Annotated in this window: 20 protein-coding genes; 15 read left to right on the forward strand and 5 right to left on the reverse strand. The window is 60.0% G+C overall.

Annotated features, from left to right (window positions below):
- Positions 1-119: 119 nt before the first annotated feature.
- Positions 120-1,400 carry a beta-ketoacyl-ACP synthase II gene (gene fabF / locus VH599_04350; protein ID HEY7347526.1) on the reverse strand — a complete coding sequence of 427 codons (1,281 nt, stop codon included), beginning with the start codon at positions 1,398-1,400 and terminating at the stop codon, positions 120-122.
- Between the two features lie 108 nt (positions 1,401-1,508).
- Between fabF and VH599_04355 the strand changes: the two genes are divergently transcribed.
- Both VH599_04355 and VH599_04360 read left to right on the forward strand, forming a co-directional pair.
- A complete protein-coding gene (locus VH599_04355; protein HEY7347527.1) occupies positions 1,509-2,057 on the forward strand; it encodes a GNAT family protein in 549 nt (182 codons plus the stop codon).
- 86 nt (positions 2,058-2,143) lie between these two features.
- The gene (locus VH599_04360; protein HEY7347528.1) at positions 2,144-2,851 is read left to right on the forward strand and encodes a CBS domain-containing protein; all 708 of its coding nucleotides are present in this window, start codon (positions 2,144-2,146) and stop codon (positions 2,849-2,851) included.
- Between the two features lie 22 nt (positions 2,852-2,873).
- Here VH599_04360 and VH599_04365 read toward each other — a convergent pair whose 3' ends face one another.
- The 3 genes from VH599_04365 to VH599_04375 all read right to left on the reverse strand — a co-directional run bounded on the left by VH599_04365 (position 2,874) and on the right by VH599_04375 (position 5,712).
- Entirely contained in the window at positions 2,874-3,434 is a 561-nt protein-coding gene (locus tag VH599_04365) for a hypothetical protein (GenBank protein ID HEY7347529.1), read from the reverse strand.
- Positions 3,435-3,565: 131 nt separating this feature from the next.
- Entirely contained in the window at positions 3,566-5,131 is a 1,566-nt protein-coding gene (locus tag VH599_04370; protein HEY7347530.1) for an FAD-dependent thymidylate synthase, read from the reverse strand.
- Between the two features lie 5 nt (positions 5,132-5,136).
- Positions 5,137-5,712, reverse strand: coding sequence for an AAA family ATPase (locus tag VH599_04375; protein HEY7347531.1), 576 nt, complete (start codon positions 5,710-5,712; stop codon positions 5,137-5,139).
- A gap of 390 nt (positions 5,713-6,102) precedes the next feature.
- On the opposite strand from VH599_04375, the gene VH599_04380 reads away from it, so the two are divergent.
- The 6 genes from VH599_04380 to VH599_04405 all read left to right on the forward strand — a co-directional run bounded on the left by VH599_04380 (position 6,103) and on the right by VH599_04405 (position 13,150).
- A complete protein-coding gene (locus VH599_04380; protein ID HEY7347532.1) occupies positions 6,103-7,638 on the forward strand; it encodes an amino acid permease in 1,536 nt (511 codons plus the stop codon).
- Positions 7,639-7,745: 107 nt separating this feature from the next.
- A complete protein-coding gene (locus VH599_04385) occupies positions 7,746-9,107 on the forward strand; it encodes a glutamine synthetase family protein (GenBank protein ID HEY7347533.1) in 1,362 nt (453 codons plus the stop codon).
- Between the two features lie 349 nt (positions 9,108-9,456).
- Positions 9,457-10,569: an alanine--glyoxylate aminotransferase family protein gene (locus VH599_04390; protein HEY7347534.1), complete on the forward strand. Its 1,113-nt coding sequence runs from the start codon at positions 9,457-9,459 to the stop codon at positions 10,567-10,569.
- A gap of 33 nt (positions 10,570-10,602) precedes the next feature.
- Positions 10,603-11,142: an alpha/beta hydrolase gene (locus tag VH599_04395; GenBank protein HEY7347535.1), complete on the forward strand. Its 540-nt coding sequence runs from the start codon at positions 10,603-10,605 to the stop codon at positions 11,140-11,142.
- Positions 11,143-11,181: 39 nt separating this feature from the next.
- Entirely contained in the window at positions 11,182-11,850 is a 669-nt protein-coding gene (locus tag VH599_04400; GenBank protein HEY7347536.1) for a GrpB family protein, read from the forward strand.
- A 31-nt stretch (positions 11,851-11,881) separates the two neighbouring features.
- Positions 11,882-13,150: a M20/M25/M40 family metallo-hydrolase gene (locus tag VH599_04405; protein ID HEY7347537.1), complete on the forward strand. Its 1,269-nt coding sequence runs from the start codon at positions 11,882-11,884 to the stop codon at positions 13,148-13,150.
- 34 nt (positions 13,151-13,184) lie between these two features.
- On the opposite strand, the gene VH599_04410 is transcribed toward VH599_04405, so the two are convergent.
- A complete protein-coding gene (locus VH599_04410) occupies positions 13,185-14,381 on the reverse strand; it encodes a transposase (protein ID HEY7347538.1) in 1,197 nt (398 codons plus the stop codon).
- A gap of 383 nt (positions 14,382-14,764) precedes the next feature.
- On the opposite strand from VH599_04410, the gene pepF reads away from it, so the two are divergent.
- From pepF to VH599_04445, 7 genes are all read left to right on the forward strand, one after another.
- Positions 14,765-16,561 carry an oligoendopeptidase F gene (pepF, locus tag VH599_04415; protein HEY7347539.1) on the forward strand — a complete coding sequence of 599 codons (1,797 nt, stop codon included), beginning with the start codon at positions 14,765-14,767 and terminating at the stop codon, positions 16,559-16,561.
- A 148-nt stretch (positions 16,562-16,709) separates the two neighbouring features.
- Positions 16,710-16,937: a hypothetical protein gene (locus VH599_04420; protein HEY7347540.1), complete on the forward strand. Its 228-nt coding sequence runs from the start codon at positions 16,710-16,712 to the stop codon at positions 16,935-16,937.
- A 325-nt stretch (positions 16,938-17,262) separates the two neighbouring features.
- On the forward strand, positions 17,263-19,032 hold the full coding sequence (locus tag VH599_04425; protein ID HEY7347541.1) for a proline--tRNA ligase: 1,770 nt from the start codon (positions 17,263-17,265) through the stop codon (positions 19,030-19,032).
- 164 nt (positions 19,033-19,196) lie between these two features.
- Positions 19,197-19,685 (forward strand): SRPBCC domain-containing protein, encoded by a 489-nt coding sequence (locus VH599_04430; GenBank protein HEY7347542.1) that lies wholly within the window; start codon positions 19,197-19,199, stop codon positions 19,683-19,685.
- A 185-nt stretch (positions 19,686-19,870) separates the two neighbouring features.
- Positions 19,871-20,356 carry a VOC family protein gene (locus VH599_04435; GenBank protein HEY7347543.1) on the forward strand — a complete coding sequence of 162 codons (486 nt, stop codon included), beginning with the start codon at positions 19,871-19,873 and terminating at the stop codon, positions 20,354-20,356.
- 282 nt (positions 20,357-20,638) lie between these two features.
- Complete coding sequence (locus tag VH599_04440) at positions 20,639-21,262, forward strand: DUF6585 family protein (protein ID HEY7347544.1); 624 nt, start codon at positions 20,639-20,641, stop codon at positions 21,260-21,262.
- A 236-nt stretch (positions 21,263-21,498) separates the two neighbouring features.
- Positions 21,499-22,401 carry a HEAT repeat domain-containing protein gene (locus VH599_04445; protein ID HEY7347545.1) on the forward strand — a complete coding sequence of 301 codons (903 nt, stop codon included), beginning with the start codon at positions 21,499-21,501 and terminating at the stop codon, positions 22,399-22,401.
- The last annotated feature ends 167 nt before the right edge of the window (positions 22,402-22,568 follow it).

The raw sequence follows: 22,568 nt of genomic DNA on the forward strand, positions 1-22,568 counted from the left end.
CCCGCCCCGCCAGGCCGCCGTCTCGGCGGCCTGGCGGGGCGGGGTGGCCGCCTGGGAGGCGGCGGTACGCCCCCTCAGCCCCTCTTGCCGCCTGGGAGGCGGCGGTACAAGTGGGGCGCTTAGTTTTCGTAGCGACGGAAGGCAAGGACGGCGTTATGGCCGCCGAAGCCCATTGAGTTGGAGAGCGCGACGCGAACGTCGGCATGGCGCGATTCGTTGGGAACGTAGTCCAGGTCGCATTCAGGGTCGGGCTGGGTATAGTTGATGGTAGGCGGCAGGATGTTGTGATAGACGCTGAGGGCGCTGATAGCTGCTTCGACGCCGCCTGCCGCGCCCATCATGTGGCCGATCATGGATTTGGTGGAACTGACGGCCAGCTTGTAGGCGTGAGCGCCAAAAAGGCTTTTGATGCCGCCGGTTTCGCTGCGGTCATTGTAGAGGGTGCTGGTGCCGTGAGCGTTGATATAGTTGACTTCTTCGGGGGCAATGCCGCTTTTTTGCAGCGCCCGGCGCATGGCGCGAACGAGGCCGCGCCCCTGTGGAGCAGGCTCGGTGATATGGAAGGCGTCGGCGGTTGCGCCATAGCCAGCAAGCTCGGCGTAGATGCGCGCGCCGCGCGATTGGGCGTGTTCCATGTCTTCGAGGATGAGAATGCCCGCGCCTTCGCCCATGACAAAGCCGTCGCGCCCGGCGTCAAAGGGACGGCTGGCGTGTTGGGGGTCGTCGTTGCGGCGCGAGAGGGCGTGCATGTTGCCGAAGGAGGCGATGGAGACTGGCTGGATGGCGGCTTCTGCGCCTCCGGCGATCATGATGCGGGCATCGCCGCGCCGGATGGTTTCGTAGGCTTCGCCGATGGCGTGCGCGCCGGTAGAGCAGGCGGAGACGATGGCAAAGTTTGGCCCTCCTAGGCCAAGGGTGATGGAGATGAAACCAGCCGCCAGGTCTATGGGTGTCATGGTGCTGAAGAAGGGGCTGATGCGGTCCGGGCCGCGATCAAAGAGGAGCTTGAACTGTTCGTGCATGGTGGTGAGGCCGCCAATACCGCTGCCGATGATGATGCCGGTGTCTTCGGCAATGTCGGCGGTGTCCTGGTCGGAAGCCTGGGGCTGGCGGTCCGCGAGGCCGAACGGGAGGGCGGCGTCTTTGAGAGCCTGGATGGTTGCTGCGAGGGCGAAGTGAGCAAAGCGGTCATTGCGGCGCACTTCTTTGCGGTCCATATAGGGAAGCGGGTCGAAGCCCTTGACTTCGGCGGCGATACGAGTTTCGTAGGCGCTGGCGTCAAAGTGGGTGATGGGGCCAGCGCCGGAGACGCCCTTTTTCAGCGCCTCCCAGCTTGCTGCGGTGTCGTTGCCAAGCGGTGTTACCATGCCGATGCCGGTAACTGCCACACGTGTTGTCATGTTGTCTGTTCCCCTTTCGCGTTGTGGCAGCATGGCGCCGCCTTGCCTGGTTGCAGGGATATTGTATCATGCAGCAGGTCGAGTATCCAAGACAAGGAGGATGTGAGGATGCTGAGAGGTGAGAAGGTGATCTTGCGCGCGCTGGAGCAGCAAGATTTGCCGCGATTGTGGACGTTCTATAATGATGTAGCGTTTGAGTTGGTGATCGGCGGCGATCCGTGGGAGCCGATGTCGTTGGCGCGCCTGCAAGCGCACTTTGAGGAGCGGAGCCGAGAAAGAGAACACGATGGGATGAATTTTGCTATTGAGGCGGACGGGAAGTGTATTGGGACGTGCGGGCTGTTTCATGTCGATCAGACGGCGCGTACCTGCGAGTTGGGGATTGGGATTGGCGATAAGGACTATTGGGGACATGGCTATGGGCGCGAGGCGCTGCGGCTGCTGCTGGATTATGCGTTTCGGCTGCGTAATTTTCATAAAGTCTGGCTGCGGGTGAACGCGGTGAACGAACGGGCTATACGCGCGTATCGGGCGTGCGGCTTTGTCGAGGAGGGGCGTTTGCGCGAGCATACCTGGGGCGATGGGCAGTATGTGGATGAGGTGCATATGGGTATTTTGCGCAGCGAGTGGGCGCAAGGGCGCACTTCAGGGCAATAATGTTGGGGTTGCTTGTAGCGCCAGCCTGCACGCGGGCGGCTGTGTTGAGCGCCAGGCTCTGTGCTGGCGAGAAGGTGAGGCGCGCGATGCTTATCAAAGACATCATGGTGCGCGACGTGGCGACGGTGATGGAGACGGATACGCTGGAACACGCGGCGATTCTGTTGGAGCGGGGGCGCTTTCGCCATTTGCCGGTGGCTCAACTGCTGCCGCAGGCGCCAACGCTGGAGCCTGCGCTGAAGCACTTCCAGTATCCACCGCCGAAGCCGCCTGTAGCGGTGGTGGGCATCCTTTCGGACCGCGATATGCCCGGCGGCAGGGTTGGCGCGGCTCCGTTGGAGGAACTGCGGGGACGGCAGGCGCATGAGGTGATGCGTCGTCCGGTGATTACGGCGAGTCCAGAGACGCCGGTTGAGTACGCGGCGCAGTTGATGGCTGATAATGCTATCGGGTGCCTGCCGGTGGTGGATGACGCGGCGCAAGGGCGATTGGTGGGCATTATTACGGAGAGCGATCTGTTTCACGCGCTGGTGCGGCTGGTGGGCGCGCAAGAACCCAGCACGCGCTTGCGTCTGATGCTGCGAGGGGGCGATCCGGCGCATCTGGCGAGCGCGTTGATGATTGTGGCCCAACACGAGGGGCGGCTGGCGGGCGTGCTGGCTGAGCCGGTGGATGCGCAGGGGCGCTGGCCGGTGACGCTGCGGGTGCGGACGATTTACCCTGGGCCGCTGCTGCACGATCTGGAGGCGGCAGGCATCGAGGTGGAGCAGCCCGCCGAGGGAAAGCAGCAGTAATGGCGAAGGCTTGCGCGTGGCTTTACGTTCGCTTTGCGGGCTTGCTCCGGCTGACTGGTTTGAGGTTGGCGACCAGAGCTTCTTCAATCTCGCGGATTGTTTGCACTGAGTAGAAGTGTCCGATGCGGAGAGCGAGTGATCTATCGGCTTCGCGCAGTACGACCAGCTTTCCTCCCAGCAAGCCTGGCTGGCGATAGGCGCTGGTGATCTTGGTGAAGGGCGAGCCGATGAGCTTCTTGCCCGCGACGAAGACGAAGCCGTCAGGCGTGACCAGGAAGAAATATTGGCTGCTCTTTCTAAGAGGCGGGATGAGGCGCAGACCAACTGAGAGGAAGAGGCATCCGCAGGCGAGAAGGGCGACGAACTCAATTGGGGCGAGGCCGTCATCACCGTTGGAGCCGCCTGGCAGAGAGCCAGCGATGAAAAGGTAAGCAGCCAGCCCAAAGGTCAGGACAGCGCCGACGGTATAGATGGTGAAGTTTGTCCAGATTGCGCTGCGCGAGACGGCGAATCTGGCCCATACAGGGGGGATGGCTTCGCCGCGCCCCTGAAGCGCGGCTTCTTCGATGTCAAATGCTGCCATACGGCTATGTGCCCCTCTCTTCCGGCCTTATTTGGTTTCCCATTATTTCCCTCTATTGTAACTGATGCTGTCTCTTTTGGGAGGGTCGGTATCTTTTGCGGCGGTACAAGCAGAACGGGACAGCGGTTCGTTTAGCGTTTGAGCAAATCAACGACTTCATCAGGGTTGGTGGCGCGAATGACCGGAGCAAGATAGGGATGGCGCTGAGAAAGCTGGCGGTACATGTCGTAGGCGACGCGCCGGTAGGAGAAGTGGCCGGTGACGCCGGAGCGCAGTTCGATGATGTAGGCGGCTTCGGCCAGGTCCATCTTGAAGAGGGCGCGCTGGCGAACGCCGAGCGGTAAGAGATAGGGTGCGTATTCGGGAAGTGGGAACGCCTGGGCAGCAGCGATGGCTTGCTGCATTGCCTGGCGGTAGGCGGAGATCAACCCCTTTTGTTCGGCCAGGGCTGCGCCGTCTGGTCCCAGTCCGGCGTGGAAGATGGTTGTTGGGTCGTCAAAGCCGAGATGCAGCTTGAGGTCGGGGATAATCTGGACACAGCGGCGGTGGCGGTGCAGGTCACGCAGTGCCCCGAAATCTACGAGCAGGTCAAAGGCGAGCAGATAGCCGAGGCGATGCAGGCGCAGCCAGTCGTCATGTGGGCCGCGCTGCGCAAGCGTGTGTGTGAAGAGGGCGCGTTTTTCTTCTTCGGGGAGCGCGCGGGCGAGCGGCTGAAGCTGGCGATAGGCGCGGCCCTGGTGGTCGGTGAGATAGAGCAGGCTGGCGGCGTAAGCTTCCAGCAGGTCGGTTTCTGGCTCGATGAGCGCGATACCTGCGGAGAGGTCGGGCGCGGCTGGCTGCGCGTGCAGGTATGGCTCCAGGCGCGCGCGCGCCTCTGCGAGCGCGCGGGGGCCGTAGACTTCTGGTGTGGTGTATTTGACGAGGGTGGGTGCGGCGCTGAGGCCAAGAATACCGGCTTCTTCCAGGGCGCGCTGCTGCTGCTCGATCTGTTCCGGGCTGAGGGCGGCGGCTTCCCAGGCGGCGCGCAGTTTGCTTTCGATAAAGTTATGAGCGGGCGTCTGGCATGCCTGGCGAATGGCTTCGCCAATGTCGCGCAGTTCGGCGCTGGAGTGGCCGGTGAGGCGGCTGATCTGCTGTTCGAGGACGCGGGCACTGGTGATCTGGCCTACGCTGGTGCGTGTGGCGAGTGGTAAGAAAGCGCGCGCTACGTCGAAGGCGCGTGCGCGGAGCGTGCGGTTGTAGACGCCAGGGGCCATGTCGTCGGGGCATGGCTGGACCTGCTTCAGTACGTCGGTGAGTTCGGTGGAGAAGTATTCGTAGCGATCCAGCAGAGCGTCGAGGGCGCGGGCATAGGTGGCGCGTTCAGGAGCGTCTTCGGGAAGCTGGGGCGGGATGTAGAAGCCGCTTTTGCGGAAATCTTGATAGCGCGAGGAGCGTTCCTGCCCGTCCCACAGGGGTTCGTCAACGACGTGGAAGGCAGCCAGCATGGAGATGTTTTCGATGGCGAGGGCGACGTGGGCGAGGTCGGCAATGGAGCGATGGCCGTACTGGAAATAGAAGGTGTTGAGGAACTGTTCGGCGCGCTGAGTGGAAAGCTCGTCAATGCTTTCGCTCAATTGCTGCGCTGAGCGGCTATATTTGGCAAGCGCGTATGCCTGAATCTCTGGCGGCGCGCCGATGACGGCGTAGATGTTCATAGAGCCTAGCCATTCTTTATGAGTTTGTCCACCTCGCTCTGGAGGCTGGCAACCGTCTCTTCAATCGAAAGTTCCGAGTTGTCTATGATTGGAAAGGCATGCTGGTCATGCCAGGGCAGCATCATGTCGTAAATTGTGCGAAGCATGGCTTCGCTGAGCAGGCGATGGCCGCTGCGGCTCTGGTTTCTCTCTACAAGATACTCGAATTTGGGCAGCAGCACAACCAGATAATGCGGCACTTCTCGCAGCAGTTCATGCCAACCCTGGTAGCTAACCTCGGCCCACTGGGGGAAGATGGCGTCGTCAATGATGCAGAGGAAACCGGCGTTTACATAATTGAGGGCCAGGGTTGCGCAGCCCTGCCGCGCCAGATGATATTGCTGCTGTATCGCTGTTTCCCATCCGTCCGAAGGATCGGCGTAGCCCGACTTCACAAAGTCGCGCACGTCATCGAGCGAGATGTGCGCTGTTGGACGCTGCTGGGCGCTGGCCCAGGCTCGCGCTGTTGTTGTTTTGCCCGCGCCCGCCGGGCCGGCCAGCAGCAGCACAAACAGGCGCTCGTTCTGAGGGGATTTCAGCATATGCGTATCTATCATTGTGTTCTGAGGGATGGCGCCAAGGGTGTCCAGAAAGAAATCATGGTCATCGTTCTTCTGAATATATGACTTGAAATTATCGTTTGCCGGACAGATATAATAACACAACCAGCGACTTGACAGGGTAGGAAGCATAGTAAATAATACGGGTAAGCCCCACATATCTGTAACCCTCTCGCAGCAATGAAGCGAACGTGGAGTGGTATCGGTATTGATGCTTGTGCAACAGGGGTGTTTTTTTCACAGAAAGAGAGGAGGCAGGCCGCTCGTATTTTTCGCGTTCCCACATGATCTCCTACTGCATGGCGCTTCAACTCCAAAGGATTGAACATTGTTCGTACAGTACGCGCTCATTTTTGTACCAGGAGACATGCAATGGCAACAACAGCAGGCGAAACAGATGTCCTCATCTCCGAGCGTGTGGCGGGCGGTATCCTGCCCAGGGTGCTCAATTCGTTCGATATGGTGGCAATCTTTGTCGCCATTGTCCTGTTCATCACGAACTCGGCAGTTGTTACCGGGGCAGGCGCTGCCTCCTACATTTTCTGGATACTAGGCTTTCTTACCTTCCTTATTCCAGGCGCGATTGTGACCGGCCAGTTAGGTTTGATGTTCCCCGGCGAGGGGTCCATCTATGTGTGGACGCATAAAGCCTTCGGCAAGTTCTGGGGCTTTTTTGCGGGGTTCTGCGCCTGGTGGCCAGGTGTGCTGGTGATGGTGGCAACGGGCGTTGCGGTGGTTTCGTTCATTCAGTTGCTGGGCAGCAATCATGGATTTAACTGGCTGACGCAACCCTGGCAGCAGGGTCTGGTGATTCTGGTGGTGCTGGCTTTTTCGATGATTCTGTCCTGGCTGCGCTTTCGGGTGACCCAGAACTGGGTCAACGTTGTCTTTATCGCCTATGGCGGCGCTATCCTGCTCATCGGGCTGGCTGGGGTGTTCTGGCTGTTGGGGGGGAATGCTCCCAGCGCGGATTTCTCCAGCGCAAGCTGGTCAGTGGGCAGCCCCTTCGATGTGAATACGAAGTGGACGTTCTACGGCCTGGTCATTCTGGCGCTGCTGGGCATTGAAGTACCCCTGAATATGGGCGTTGAGATTACCGATATGCGGGCCATCACGAAATACCTCTTCTGGGGGTCAATCGTCGTCATGGCGGCATATCTGATCGCAACCTTTGGGGTTCAGATGACGGTGCCAGCCAGCGCGCAAGGCATCCCGTCTGGTGTGGCTCAAGCGGTGCAGATAGGCTTTGGGAGCGCAGGCACTGTCCTGAGCGATTTGGTGATCGTCATCTTTATCGGGTTCTTCTTGTTCAACACCGCCGTGTATAACTACTCCTTCGGGCGGTTGCTCTTTGTCTCCGGGCTAGATCAGCGGTTGCCCGCTGCGATGAGTAAGGTGAATCAGAATCGGGTTCCCTGGGTGGCTGTGCTGGTGCAGACGCTGATCGCTGCGCTGGTTGCCATCCTTGCTTTCATTGTGCCTTATGCCTTCGGTGGCAGCAGTGACAATGCCAGTGCCCTTTCCGCCAAGGTGTATAATGTCCTGCAAGCGGCAGTGACGGTGATCTGGTGTGTCTCGATGGTGATCCTCTTCGTAGATGTGGTTATCATCCGCTTCAAGTATCGACAGCAGTTTGACGCAAAGCAACTGACCGCGCCCTGGGTTTTCTACGTCTGCGCGCTGATTGGTCTTTTTGCGAGCGCGGTGGGCATCTTCGTGACATTCCGATACCCCTGGATACCACAGTTGGTGGGAGAGGGCGATTGGTCATTACTCCTTGCGGTGATTGCTGTCGTTTCGCTGATTGTGGGAGCAGTGGTCTACTTTATTGGCGAGGTGACGGTTGCCAAAAGTTCACCACCGATAGCAACCGGAGAAGGTGGAGCCGCTCCGGCAGCGTCGGACTGATGGTTTGGAGTTGAAGCGCCAGTGTTTTGCGAGGAGAGGTGAAAGCCAGGCTGCTTCGCCTCTCCCTCTGCGTTAGAAAACCACTGCTCTTGTTTTTAGGAGGCGTTATGGACGCACAAGCCGTGCTTCAGCGTTCCCAGGAAGCCCATTTGCGCCTGGTGCGCTTTCTGTATTGTGACAATGGTGGGATTATTCGCGGCAAAGCGACGCATATCAATGGTCTGGCCCACCGGATGTTTGAGGGGATTGGGCAAACGCTTGCCATGCAGGCGTTTGCCGGTGTAGATGCGCTGGCGTCGGTTGAGGGGATGGGGCCGGTTGGCGAGTTTCGCCTGGTACCTGATCCCAATACGTTTACGGTGCTGCCTTTTGTGCCGCATGGTGGGATGATGCTGTGCGATATGATTGCGCAGGATCGGCAGCCCTGGGCGGCCTGCCCTCGCACGTTCCTCAAGCGGGTGCTTGCTGAGGCGGGGCAGATGGGTATATCGGTGCAGGCGACAGTGGAGCATGAGTTTTATCTGGCCCGCGAAACGCCTACGGGCTACGAACCGTTTGACCGCAGCCTGTGTTACAGCAGTATCGGCTTCGATTCGTCGGCGCAGATCATTGATCAGATTGTTGCGACGCTGGAGCTTCAGGGGATTCAGGTGGAGCAGTTCATGCCTGAGCTTGGCCCCGGCCAGCAGGAGATTTCTGTTCGTCACGCTGATGCGCTGCGCGCGGCGGATACGGTGCTGATCGTGCGCGAAACGGTGCGCGGCGTTGCCCGCCAGCATGGAGTGCTTGCCAGCTTCGCCGCCAAACCATTTCTGGATCAGGCTGGGAGCGGCGCGCATATCCATTTCAGTCTGTGGGGCGCGCCCGGTACGCCTACACAGGGGCACAACCTGCTCTACGATCCCAATGGCCGAGGGGGGATCAGCCAGACTGGCTATCAGTTTATTGGTGGTGTTATGGCGCATCTGCCAGGGCTGCTGGCGCTGACCTGCGCCAGCCCCAATTCGTATCGTCGGCTTCTGCCGCATTTCTGGAGTTCGGCTTATACGGCCTATGGGTTCGATAACCGCGAAGGGGCGATTCGCATTCCTTCGCCCTTCTGGGGGCGCGAGGCAGAATCTACGAACCTGGAGCTAAAGCCAGCCGATCACAGCGGCAACCCCTATCTGGCGATGGGGGGACTGATCGCCGCCGGATTGGATGGCATTCGTCGCAATCTGGACCCAGGCGAGCCGGTGGATGTGGACCCTGGCAACTTGAGCGATGAGGAGCGCGAGCGACGGGGCATCAAGCGGCTGCCGGAAACGCTGGATGCTGCGCTGGATGCGCTTCAGGCAGATGCGGTTTTGACGGAGGCGCTGGGTCCGACGTTAACGGCTTCGTATCTGGCGGTGAAGCGGCTGGAAAGCAGTTATTTTGCGGATAAGTCGCCTGAAGAGGAGACACGCCAGCATTTCTATAAATATTAGGAAACGCCGCGCGTGTAGCGCCGCCGTCCCTGGCGGCCAGCCGTTCGCCAGCGCGAGCGTTTGTCCTCGTGAGCCACGTACCAGCAGGCCGACGTTGAGCCGCCTGGAAGGCGGCGCTACAAGTAGCGTTCGTCTGGAAGGGCAGCGGGCGCGCGGGCGCATCGTTTCGCCGCCACGGACGGCGGCAGTACAGGCGGCGCTACAATGCTATTCAGGCGGATTTGGTACAGGGCGTGCCGACAGGCAAAAGGTGTGGCAGGGTTGAGGCCACTGGGGTATCATATGAGGGTAGCGACACGCGATGAAGAGGTTGAGGGGGCGGAAACAATACGTAGAGCAGGAGACTTCAGTGGATACTTTTCAGCTTGATGTTCTGGTTCCTGGGCCGGTGCCGGTTTCGCCGGAGGTGCTGGCAGCTATGGGGCGACCTGTCCCTGTGCATTATGGACCTACCTTCGTACCCTTTTATAATGAACTGATTGAGCGCCTGAAGCCGATTTTTGGGACAAGCAGCCGCGTTTTTACGCTCAGTGGGTCCGGTACGGCGGCTGTGGACGCAGCAATGGGGACGCTGCTTGGAGTTGAGAAACACGCGGCGGTGGTGCTGAATGGAACGTTTGGCGAGCGCCTGCTGGCAATTGCGCGCTCGTATGACCCTGAAGCACTGGCGATTGATATTGAGTGGGGCAAAGTGGCTGACCCTGCCGAGATAGGCGCGCTGCTCGATAAGCATCATGTGGATGTGCTGGCGGTGGTGCATTCGGAGACTTCAACCGGGACGCTGAATCGTGTCAAGGAACTGGCGGAGGTGGCGCGCGAGCGCGATGTGGCTCTGATGGTGGATGGGGTTGGCTCGATAGGTGGCGTGCCATTCTGCCTGGATGATTGGGGTATTGCCGCCTGCGCGACGGCTTCGCAAAAGTGCCTGGAAGCGCCGCCAGGATTGGGGCTGGTGGCGTTGTCGGAGGTTGGCTGGAAGTTGGCCGATAGTGTAAAGCGCCCGGCGCCGGGGTTTTATCTCAATTTGCGCAACTGGCGGCAATACGCGGAGGAGAACACGGAGTGGCATCCCTATCCGGTGACGATAGCGACGAATAATTTGATGGCGCTGGATGTGTCGGCGCGGCGCGTGCTTGAGGAAGGGCTGGAGGCGCGCTTCGAGCGGCATCGGCGCGTTGCGGCGCATCTGCGCTCGGCCTTGCGCGCGCTCGATTTCCGGCTGCTGGCGGATGATGACGCGGCTTCGCCAACCGTGACGGTGGCTTTCCCGCCAGAAGGAGTTGACGCGGCGTGGCTGTTGAGCATGCTGCGGCAGGAGTATGGCATGATCGTAGGCGGCGGTCTTCAGCGGCTTTCGGGGAAGGTGATTCGCGTTGGGCATCTTGGATCGTCGGCCAATGAGGTGATGATGAATCGCCTGGCTGCGGCGATTGAGGCGTCGCTGAGCAGCGCGCGGGCGTAACACGTTTGTGCCAGGCAAGGGGATAGAGCAGGCATGAGGACCAGCGTGTTGATCGTTCCGGGGTACGGGAACTCTGGCCCGGAACATTGGCAGAGCCTGTGGGAATGCGCGCACCCTGAATACCGACGGGTGTTGCAGCGGGACTGGGAGCGCCCGGAGCGTGATGCGTGGGTGTGCGCGCTAGACGCGGCGGTGGCTCAGGCAGAGTATCCGGTGGCGCTGGTGGCGCACAGCCTGGGCTGTCTGGTAGTGGCGCATTGGGCCGCGCAGCACGAGGGAGCGATTCGGGGGGCGCTGCTGGTTGCGCCTCCCGATGCGGAAGACCCGGATTTTGCCGCTGACAGCGGCGGCTTTGCGCCTGTTCCGCTGGGGGCGCTGCCGTTCCCAAGCATTGTGGTGGCGAGCACGAACGATCCGTATGTGAGCCTGGAGCGGGCTGGATATTTTGCCAGGGCGTGGGGGAGCCTGTGTGTCTCGATTGGGCCAGGCGGGCATATTAACTCGGCGGCAGGCTTTGGCCCCTGGCCTTTTGGCGAAGAACTGCTGGCGGAACTCTGCCAGGCAGGAGAGTAAAGCATGATGAGTGCTGGGCAGCATCGAGAGGATGGACCTATGTCTGAGACCCACAGTACAGCCAGCGCCACGTCGGCAGGGGAAAACAGCGCGCCAGCGGGGCAAGCCGGGGCAGCCGGGCATCTACCCCTGACGGAGGAGCAGATACGGGCTGCCCATATTGGGGAGCTTACGCCGCTGGTGGGGCTGATTCAGATTGTTGACTACGATCCCCAGTGGCCCCGGCTTTTCGAGCGCGAGGCCGAGCGGGTGCGGGCCGCGCTGGGCGCGCGGGTTCTGATGCTTGAACATGTCGGCTCAACGTCGGTACCCGGTCTGGCTGCCAAGCCGAGAATTGATATGCTGCTTGTGTTGGCAGATACGGCAGACGAGTCGGCCTACGTTCCGGCTATGGAGGGGGCTGGCTATAAGCTGCACATTCGAGAGCCGGACTGGTACGAGCATCGTCTGTTCAAGGGGCCGGATACCGCCGTTAATCTGCATGTCTTCTCGCTGGGCTGCCTGGAGATCGAGCGCATGCGGCTCTTCCGCGACTGGCTGCGCTGCAATGCGGATGATCGGCGGCTCTACGAGCAGACCAAGCGGGAGCTTGCGCGTAAGAAGTGGAAATACGGACAGAACTACGCCGATGCCAAGACGGCGGTGGTCGAAGAGATTCTGGCGCGAGCGCAGGGAAACGCAGAGGAAGAGGCGCGCAAGCACGCCTGAGACGCGGACAATCTGGGAAGTGAGGCGCCGCATGATAACCCAGGAACCAGAACAACTTGCGCGCGAGGGGCGTGTGGCGGCGGCGCTGGGCTGGCTGCGCGAGCAGAGCGAGGAGGCGCTGGCTGAGCAGATTGCCTTCTGCGAGGTTCCTGCGCCGCCCTTTGGCGAGGAGGCGCGCGGCGAGCATCTGATGGCCCGGCTGCGCGCCGAGGGATTGGATGATGTACGCCGGGACGCTGAGGGCAATGTGATTGCGCGGGTACTTTCTCAGGAAGAGGGGCCATCGGTGGTGGTGGCCGCGCATCTGGACAGCGTTTTTCCGGCTGAGGTTCAGCCCAGGGTGCAGCGCCAGGGCCAGATTTTGCGCGCGCCGGGCATTGGCGATAACGCGCGCGGACTGACGAGCATGTTGATGCTGGCGCGGGCGCTGCGCCAGTTTGGGCTGAAGCCACAACGCCCCCTTTTTCTGGTGGGTACGGTGGGCGAAGAGGGCGCGGGGAATCTGCGCGGCGTGCGCCATTTGCTGAAGAAGGAGCTTGCGCCTGAAAGCATCGGCGCGTTTCTGGTGGTTGATGGTTTGCACGCGGGCTATATCACAGCGAGCGGGCAGGGAGTGATTCGGGAGCGCGTGACCTGTCGCGGGCCTGGGGGGCATAGCTATGTCCATTTTGGGCGGGCGAACCCGATTTACGCGCTGGGCCGGGCGCTGGCCGAGATCGCCAGGATCGCTGAAAAGCTGGCTCCGCCGCGCGCGGCCTCTGGCGGGGCAAGTTTGCCTAAAGCGACATGCAGCGTGACGCGCATTGGCGGTGGTACGTCAATCAATGCGCTGCCGGAAGAAGCCTGGTTCGAGATCGATCTGCGCGCCGCTGATACGCAGAAGTTGATAGAGGTGCATCAGGCGTATCGCGCCGCTGTGGAATTGGCAGTGCGCACCGAGCATGGGCGCGGCGCGTTCGATCAGTCGGGAAACGTGGCAGAAACGCTGGCGCTGACGTTTACGGTTTTGGGAGAGCGGCCCGCTGGGCGGATGACGCCGGATGCGCCGCTGGTGCTGGCGGCGCTGGCTGCGGCGCGTCATGTGACGGGCGGCGCGCATCTGGGCGAGCCAGGAAGCTGCGATGTGAATATCCCGCTTTCGCTGGGTGTGCCAGGGGTAGTGATCGGCGGCGGTGGCGACGGCGGCGATACGCACGCGCTGACGGAGTGGTATGATGCGACGAATAGTTTTCAGGGGCCGCAACTGCTGCTCTTGCTGAGTCTGATGGCGGCTGGATTGGCGGATGCAGAGAAACGTTGACACTCCCCCGCTTAAAAGCCAGGAGATTCTTCCTTCAGCCAGCGAACTTAACAGACCGCAATCGCGTGCGACTGCCAGAGGTTCCCTGTCCAGAAGCGTTTTGTCCCTGCAAGCAGAGACCCGTTCCCGCCTGCCCGGCGGTACGGAGGGCTGAGTCTAGGATATTAAGGGCGGCGTTATGATCTCGATCAAGGACCAAGCCACAACCAGGGCAGACATGGGTTCGCATGCTGAGCGACTTGTAGGCCCGTTCGCCACAGCCGGAGCAATCCTGGCTGGTAAAGCGGGGCGAAACGGCCACAACAGGCACGCTCGTTATCTGCCCATAGTAGCGCAGCCAGGAGAGGAACTGGCCCCACGCCGCATCGCTGATGCTCTTGGCGAGATGATGGTTCTTCACGAGATTGGCAATCTGGAGGTTTTCGTAGGCGACCAAGTCGCTAGACTGGACCAGCGCCCTCGCTGCTTTGCAGGCGAAGTCTTTACGCTGCCTACTCACTCTCAGATAGCCTTTCGCCAGGCGCTGAATCGCTTTCCTGCGATTCTTGGAGCGTTTCTGTTTCTTGGAGACGCGCCGGTGCAAGCGCTTCAACGTGCGCTCGCTCTTGCGCAGAAAGCGAGGGTTAGGAACGGCGACGCCTTCCGAGTCGGTATAGAAACTCTTCAGCCCCATATCAATGCCGACTTGATGGCCGGTGGGTTCGTGTGCTATCTGGCGATCTGCTTGCACTGCAAATTGGACATAGTACCCGTCGGCCCGCTTCAGCAACCGCACGCGCTTGATCCCTCTCGTGGGGAAGGTGGCAATGCTCCTGGTTCCAATCAGGCGCAGCGTGCCTATGCCCGTGCCATCGATAAAGGTCAGGTGTTGCCCATCCGACTCCAATTTCCACCCGCCCACCTTGTACTCTACCGAGCGGTTATCATGCTGAAAACGGGGATAGCCCTTCTTGCCCGGTTTGTGTTCCCGGCAATTCTTGTAGAACCGGCTGATACTGGCCCACGCTCGATCTGCCGATGCCTGGCGCGCATTGGAGTGCAGTTTCGCCGCAAAGGGGAACTCTTTGGCAAGCTGAGCACAGAGGCGCTGCTGTTCTGCCCAACCGACACCGCGCCCATCTACCCACAGGCGCAGCGCCTTGTTGCGGATAAACTGGACCGTTCTAATGGCTTCGTTAATCGCGGTGCGTTGTGCCTGATTGGTTCTGAGTTTGTATTCCAGTATCAGCATGGATACCCCGTTTGCGGGCGGCTTCTCGGATGGCAATTTCTAACATGGCGGTATGCGAGATACCGTCGGCTTCTGCCATTGCGTTGAGAAGGCGCTGGGCATGGCCTGTTAGACGAAAGGTAGCGGCTTTTCTCATATGGATATTATACAGCGTAGTGCAATACATAGTCAGGAGCGAAAGGAGGGTACGGCCATTCTTCCCCGGCTGAAAAGCGCCTGGCTCACTGGCCGCGCAAAACTCTGTGAGAACTGTCTATTCAGTTCGTATATCTCATAGCACATCTTACCAGCGAAACGATTCGCCGCCAGGGACGGCGGCGGCACACGTTGGGATGACCAATGAAGACAGCCTATATGTTGAGAAATAGATGAGGAGAATCATCTTGCAGACGACGCTTCCCAAACGGAGTGAGGTTCCGGTTGAACTGACCTGGAATCTGGAAAGTATTTTTGAGACGCCGGAATCCTGGGAGCAGGCGTTTATCCGGGTGAACGATGAACTGCCCAAATTGAGCGCCTTTCAGGGGGCGCTGGGCAACAGCGCCCAGACGTTGTATGAGGCGCTCCACCTTGATAGTACACTTTCTGAGGCGCTGGGCAAGTTGTATGTCTATGCTTCGATGCGTTCAGACGAAGATACTTCCAACAGCACGAATCTGGCGCGCTTGAGCCGCGTGACGACATTGGCGACGAAAGTTGGGGCGGCCAGCGCGTTCATGACGCCAGAGATTCTTGAGATTCCGCAGGATCGTATCGAGGGCTTTTTGCGCGAGGATACGCGCCTGGAATTGTATCGGCATCTGCTGGATGAACTGCTGCGGCGCAAGCCCCATGTGCGCTCTGCTGAGGTGGAGGCGCTGCTGGCCGAGGTGAGCGAGCCGTTGGATGCGCCATCGCAGGTGTTTAATATGCTCAACAATGCCGATCTGAAGCTGCCGACGATCAAGGACGCGGCGGGGCAGGATGTGGAACTGACGAAGGGCAACTATATCCTCTTTCTGGAGGAACGCAATCGGGATGTGCGCAAGGCGGCGTTTGAGGGGATGCACCGCACGTTCTTCAAGCAGCGCAATACGCTGGCGGCGACGCTGAACGGGCAGGTAAAAGGGCAAATCTTCGGGGCCAGGGCGCGCCACTATGACACGGCGCTGGAGGCGGCGCTGGATGCGAATAATATTCCGGTGAGCGTCTATGAGAATCTGGTTGATACAGTACATGACAATCTAGGTGTGCTGCATCGCTATCTGCGGCTGCGCAAGAAGCTGCTGGGCCTGGATGAACTGCATATGTATGATCTGTATGTGCCGATGGTGGCAGAGGTGGAATACAAGGTTTCGTTTGAGCAGGCGAAAGAAACGGTTGCCAAAGCCCTGGCTCCACTGGGACCGGATTATGTGGCGGATATGACGCGAGGCTTCCATTCACGCTGGATTGATGTGCTGGAGAACGAAGGCAAGCGCGGCGGGGCGTATAGCAGCGGGACGTATGGCACGAATCCGTTTGTGCTGCTGAACTACCAGGAAAATCTGGATAATATGTTTACGCTGGCGCACGAGTTCGGCCATTCGATGCACTCGTTTTACACCCGGCGCACGCAGCCCTATCCCTATGGCAGTTATACGATCTTTGTAGCGGAGGTGGCTTCGACGCTGAACGAGGCACTGCTGACGCACCATCTGCTGGAGAAGACGACAGACCGGGCGCTACGGATGTATATCATTAACCACTATCTGGAGGGCTTCCGCACGACGCTGTATCGCCAGACGATGTTTGCCGCCTTCGAGCGCCAGATTCATACAGTGGCTGAGGCAGGGGAGGCGCTGACGGCTGATTCGCTTTCGCAGATATACAAAGAACTCAACGATGCCTACTATGGGCCGGAGGTCAATGTTGATGATCTGATTAGCATCGAGTGGGCGCGCATTCCGCACTTCTATTACGATTTCTACGTGTATCAGTACGCAACGGGCATTTCGGCTTCGGCGGCGCTGGCCCAGCAGATTTTGAGCGAGGGCGCGCCCGCAGTGGAGCGTTATCGGCGCTTCCTGACGCGGGGGTCTTCTGATTACAGCATCGATCTACTGCGGGATGCGGGGGTGGATATGACTTCGCCCGCGCCTGTGCAGCAGGCGCTTGATCTGTTTGGGCGCTATATTGGCGAGATGGAGAAGATGGCATAGCCGGGGAGAGGATGTTTTTCGTGACGTTGCAGCGTATGTAATAGTGAACGGGTTCATAGTTACTTGACCTGTAATGCGGTATACTATGAAGTAGTAGATGTTCACGAAGCTCCAACTGAGGGATTGGTACTGAAAACGAGGGCCTCCTATGGCAACGCTGGTATTCGTGTTGGTCTTACTGGTTGCTGTTGCCCTGATTGTGGTGAGCTTGCGCGCCCTGGTTGTGGCTTTTGAGGCGCTGCGACTGACCCATCGCCTGAAATTGACGGCGCGCGCGCTGCCGGAGCGGGTCCGACGCCCGAACGTTTCAGACCCGCTGGCCCTATCGCATTCTAGCTATCCGCCTATTCGTGTACTCTACCCGGCGAAACGCTAAACAAGTACATAGGGCGAAAAACGCTGAGCAGGCCAGTAGGAGAACAGAGCAGGAGAGCAGCGAGCCAGGAGCGTGAAAGCTGGCATCCGGGCCGTTTCCGAAACCCACCTGTGAGCGCGAGTGAATGAGGGCGCGCCCTCTGGAAACTCTGCCGGTTTCCTCCCGTTATCATGAGGAGCGACATCGAGCCAACAGGTTCCGTGTCGGCTGAGGGGCTGCTGGAGACGGCAGCAAACGAAGGTGGTACCGCGAGCAATGCCTCGTCCTTTTAGGGACGGGGCATTTTTGTTTGGTTTGTCTTTCTAATCTGCAAGGAGGGGCGCCGATGCGTTATTCTCGACTCTTTTTGCGCACACTGCGCGAGCCGCCGACTGATGCGGAAACGATCAGCCATCAATTGCTGGTGCGCGGAGGCTTTGTGCGCCAGCTTACCTCCGGGGTCTATAGCTTTCTGCCGCTGGGACAGCGCGTCTTGCTGAAGATTGCGAACATTGTCCGCGAGGAGATGAACGCTGCCGGAGGCCAGGAGTGTACCCTGCCGGTCTTGCAGCCGCTGGAACTGTGGGCGGCGCAGCCAGCGCGGGGAGTCAGCCGCGCCGATATGCTGGGCGAGGTGCTGTTTCGACTGAAGGACCGGCGAGGGCGTGATCTGGCTCTGGGGCCGACACACGAGGAAGTGATTACGTTGCTGGCGAAAGAGATGGCGCAGAGCTACCGCGATCTGCCGCAGCGGCTCTATCAGATTCAGACGAAGTTTCGGGATGAGGCGCGCCCGCGCGGCGGGCTGCTGCGGGTGCGGGAGTTCTGGATGAAAGACCTGTACAGCTTCGATGCCGATGAGGCGGGATTGGATGCGAGCTATCGGGCGATGATCGAGGCGTACAAGCGCATTTTCGGGCGCTGCGGGCTGGATGTGCTACTGGTGGAGGCCGACAGCGGCGCGATTGGTGGCAAGGATTCGCAGGAGTTTCTGGCGCTGGGCGAGGCTGGCGAGGACGAGGCCATCTTTTGCCCGCAGTGTGGCTACGCGGCAAACCGCGAAAAGGCCGAGTTTGCGCGCGCTGCGCCGCCGGATGAAGTCGAGGCGGCACTGGAGGAGGTCTATACGCCAGGACAGAAGACAATTGCCGATCTGGCTGCTTTTTTGCATATCTCGGCGGCAAAGACGCTCAAGTCAGTCTGCTATATGGCCGATGGTCGGCTGATCTTTGCGCTGGCGCGCGGCGATCTGGAGGTCAACGAGGTGAAGCTGTTCAACGCCGTCGCTCGCGCGGGGCTGAACGCGACGACGCTGCACCTGGCGTCGCCAGAGGAGTTGCAGCAGGCTGGGACGGTAGTAGCAGGCTCTATGTCGCCAATCGGCCAGGGCGAGGACGCGCTGATTCTTGCCGATACGTCGCTTCAGGGCAGCAAGAATCTGGTGGCTGGGGCGAATCGGGAAGATTATCACCTGCGCAACGTGAACGCGGGGCGCGATTTCCGGGTGGATGCCTGGGAGGATATTGCTTCGGCTTTTGCGGGCGCGATCTGTGCGCGCTGCGGCGGGACGCTGGGGGTGAAGCGAGGGTCTGAGCTTGGGCATGCTTTTAAGGTGGGGCGGAAGTACAGCGAACTGTTCAACGCCACGTTTCTGGGCGAAGATGGGCAGGAGCATGTGATGCTCATGGGCTGCTATGGCCTGGGCCTGGGGCGTGTCATGGCAATGGCGGTGGAGCAGCGCCATGACGCGCGCGGCATCTGCTGGCCGACGGCGATTGCGCCGTATCAGGTGGCGCTGTGTGCGCTGGGCGCTGGCGATGCAGACGTGACACGCGCCGCCGATGATCTGTACGCGGCGCTCTGCCAGGCTGGCGTAGAAGTGCTGTACGATGATCGGGCCGAGTCGGCGGGCATCACGTTCAATGACGCTGATCTGATTGGGCTGCCGGTTCGTCTGGTGGTGAGCAGGCGCACGCTGGCGCGAGGAGCGGTTGAGTTCAAGCGGCGCGCGGAGCAGGAGAGCCGGATGGTCGCGCTGGCGGATGTGGTTGAGGCGGCTCGCCAGGCGCTGGGGCAGAACGATGAAGGTTTGCCCGATGAGCTACGGAGGTCTTGACTTAGAACGTATTTTCTAGTATACTTGTTATGCCAAAGGTTCCTCATGTCTATCATGGCAAGGTACGTGCATTTATGGAGGGGCAGCCTGGATGTCAGGCGTGGCGTAGAGCGAACCGGCAGCAAGCCAGGGCTGGATAATAAACCTATGCAATGGGGTAATCTATGATTAGCGATCACATGATGGTTTCTCCTTCTCCTTTATGGCAGCTCCCCTCAGCGAACGATTGGCTGGTTGCTGCGGCGGAGTTTCCGACGACGGCTCCCAGGGCGCTCTTTGATTACTGGACGATACCGGCGCTGCTGCGGCGGTGGTGGCCGCCAGAAGTGGAGAACGTGGCGCGCGTGGATGGGGGGTATCATTTTTCCTGGCCCGGCAGGGGCCGGAATCTGCGCGGCTATTATACGGCTTTTGAGCCAGGGAAGATGCTGTCGTTCACCTGGAAGTGGGATAGTGAGCCGGACCTCGCGCCGATCAGGCATGTGATCGTGACGTTTGAGACGCTGGCAGAGGGTGGCACGCAGATTACTATTATTCATGGCCCCTATGCTGAATCCAGGGACGATCAAGAGGAGCGTATGGGCCATCTCGAAGGCTGGACACATTTCCTGGGCAGGCTGCAAGGTCTGCTGCTGAGCGAGGAGTCGGCCTGAGATAGAAGCGGATATTTTCTCACTTTCTTTTCCGCGAGCGGAACCCCATTGGCGGCGACGCGAGCGACGCCAACCACAGCGAAGATATGCTGTGGTTGGCGTCGTTAGTCGGGCATGATCGCTATAGCCTTGCCTGGGTGTGCGTCTTCTTCGGCAGCCAGTATTCAATAGAGAGAGGAACGGTTATGAGTCTTTCGGGGAACAAACTAATGGCGAATCGCTCGGTACCAGCATGTACCGTCATCCCTGTGCTTGCTTATGAGGATGTAGGTCGGGCGGTGGACTGGCTGTGCAGCGCCTTTGGATTCACCGAGCGTTTGCGAATAGGCACTCACCGCGCCCAGCTTGTCGTTGGCGATGGCGCGGTCGTTGTGAGCGAGGGACACCCAGACCAGGGTTCCAAGACGCCGACGAACGCGGTCAGCCATTCGGTACTTGTGCGCGTGGAAGACGTGGACCGCCACTACGAGCGAGCCAGGGCGCGCGGCGCACGAATCCTGCACCCTCCGACCGACTACCCATTCGGGGAGAGACAGTACAGCACCGAAGACCTGGGCGGCCACTGCTGGACGTTCTCTCAATCAATAGCTGACGTTGAGCCTTCGGAGTGGGGGGCTACCGTCGCCAGACAGGAAAGCGCATCGTCTTCCAGCGAGGCGCAGCAGGGATGAGCGATTTTCTTGCTCTCTGCTAGCTGCTGCCGATCCTCTATTACCTTCGCCTGGAGAGGCTATCAGCTTCTGAAGACAGGGCAACCCCTTGTATCAAGAATGGAAGCCGCAGAAAAAGCAAACTCCGTAACGATGGCCGTAACGTTTGGAAGATGGGCATCTGGTACACTTGAGGCAGGACATTGGCGGATTTCGCCAGCAGAAAACGCAGCGGGGGCTTCTGCGTAAAGAGTGAGCGCATCCTCTCGCATCAGACGCATCCAGAAAGGGGATTCATCAGTTATGGCATCCCTGACCCCAGAAGCGCAACAGCTTATCAGCAAATATCGCCTTGGCGCCTCTACAGCGGTGTACCAACCGAACACTGTCTTGAAGATCATCGGATTCCTGTTCCTGGCGGCGTTTTTTGCCGCCTGGACCCTGTTCACCGCCGCTATCACCAACAGTCCCCTCCTTCCAAACGACCTCCACCTGTTTGATAGTTCGCCTCTGTCTACCTCCGAGCCGATCTTTCAGGTGGTCCAGATTCTTTTCCCGCTGGTTGGGCTGCTGGGGATAGTGTACAGCCTCTGGCAAATCGTGAAGGCCATCGGGAACAGTGGCGCCCGCGCGGTTGTTTGCACGCATGGCGCTGCTCTGGTCACATCCAGAAGGGCTGACGCCTTTCGTTGGCAGGACGCGATCACCGTGACCCACAACGTCAAAGTCAGCAGAAGCACCCACCAGTCTGCGTCTGGCGTCACGTCCACCTCAACCAGCGTGCGCCACAGGTACACGGTGCATTGCCATGACGGGAGAAAAATCCTCTTCGACAGCGCCCTCTTTGGTGGAAAAGTCCAGAAACTGGGCGAGACGTTGCAGGTCGAGGTGGCCCGCTGGAATCAGGGGAGAGGCGCGCGCCCATGAAGCAGCGCAGCGAGACAGCAGCGCCTACCGGCTGGGCTGGCAGAATGCAAGAGCGGGAAGGATTTCATCTAACACTTTGCTTGACGATGGCTGACTCAGCGAGTATACTTTGAGCTGCGCGATTCAGTCGCCCCCTGTCCGTGGAAAGGGCTTAGTCTACTGGTCCTGACATGTAATGAACCTTCTTCTCGCCTGGCGCGACGGACAACAGGCTTCCTTGTGAGGGGAGGTTCTTTATGTCCCTGCTGTCTGGCTTGCCCAATCTGGAATACCTCAAGAACCAGGCGAAAGCCCTGCTCAAGGCGTTTCGCGCCGCTGATCCACAAGCGCGTCAGCGTGTCGAGGCGCATCTTCCTCGTTTCACTCAATCAGCGCCCACTGTTCGCAATATAAGGAACTTTGCGCTGGCCGATGCCCTGCTGGTCGTTGCGCGCGAGGCGGGCTTTTCAAGCTGGCCGAAGCTGAAAGCGCACATTGAGGCGATGGGCCAGGAGAAGCCGTTGGAGAGAGAGACAAGCAAGCCATCAGAGGATATGGCCGCCGAGGGTAAAAAGTCTGCTGCGCAGCGGCCATCTGTGCGCGAACTGGCGCGGCAGCTTGCTGATCTGGCGATGCAGCGAGATGCTGTGGGACTGGCGCGGCGCTTTTCGCGCATGCCGCTGCGAGATATTCTGGCGGCGCGCGAGGTGGTCGTGGAGCAAGGCAACCACTCGGCGCTGGTGGAGACGCTGCTGGAAGGGCTGCTCCACGCAAGTCCGAGGGTGCGCTACGATTGCACGCACACGCTGGACCATATGGCAGATGATCGCTGTGCCGAGCCGCTGCGTCGGCTGCTGGATGATACGGTACCGCGCGTGCGGCGTATGGCGCTGCATGTCCTCAGTTGTGACGCCTGCAAGTTACATCCCCTGCAAGTAGAAGAGGATATAGTTGCCCGCGTGGTGGCTCACGCGCTGACAGACCCAAGCATCAACGTCCGTCGCCATGCCACGACAGCCCTCGGTAACTTCTGCGCTGACCCGCGCGTGGGCCTGGCCCTGGAGGTTCTGAGCGCGAAGGAAACCGATCCGGCTATCCTACGGCACGCCTACCGGGCACTGCGCCGCCAAAAAGGTGTATCTGAGGATAGGGCTACTTGAAGCGTTGTTGCCTGTACCGCCGTCCCTGGCGGCGAACCATTGGGCTGCTGGTCCGGTGGCCTGGAGGGCGAACGCTCGCCCTGGCGCACCGTTGCGCCGCCAGGGACGGCGGTACAGGCGGCCCCCACCCCGCCGTTCGCCGCCAGGGACGGCGGGGTGGGGGCAAA

Source organism: Ktedonobacterales bacterium, from assembly GCA_036557285.1.
Classification (GTDB): Bacteria; Chloroflexota; Ktedonobacteria; order Ktedonobacterales; family DATBGS01; genus DATBHW01.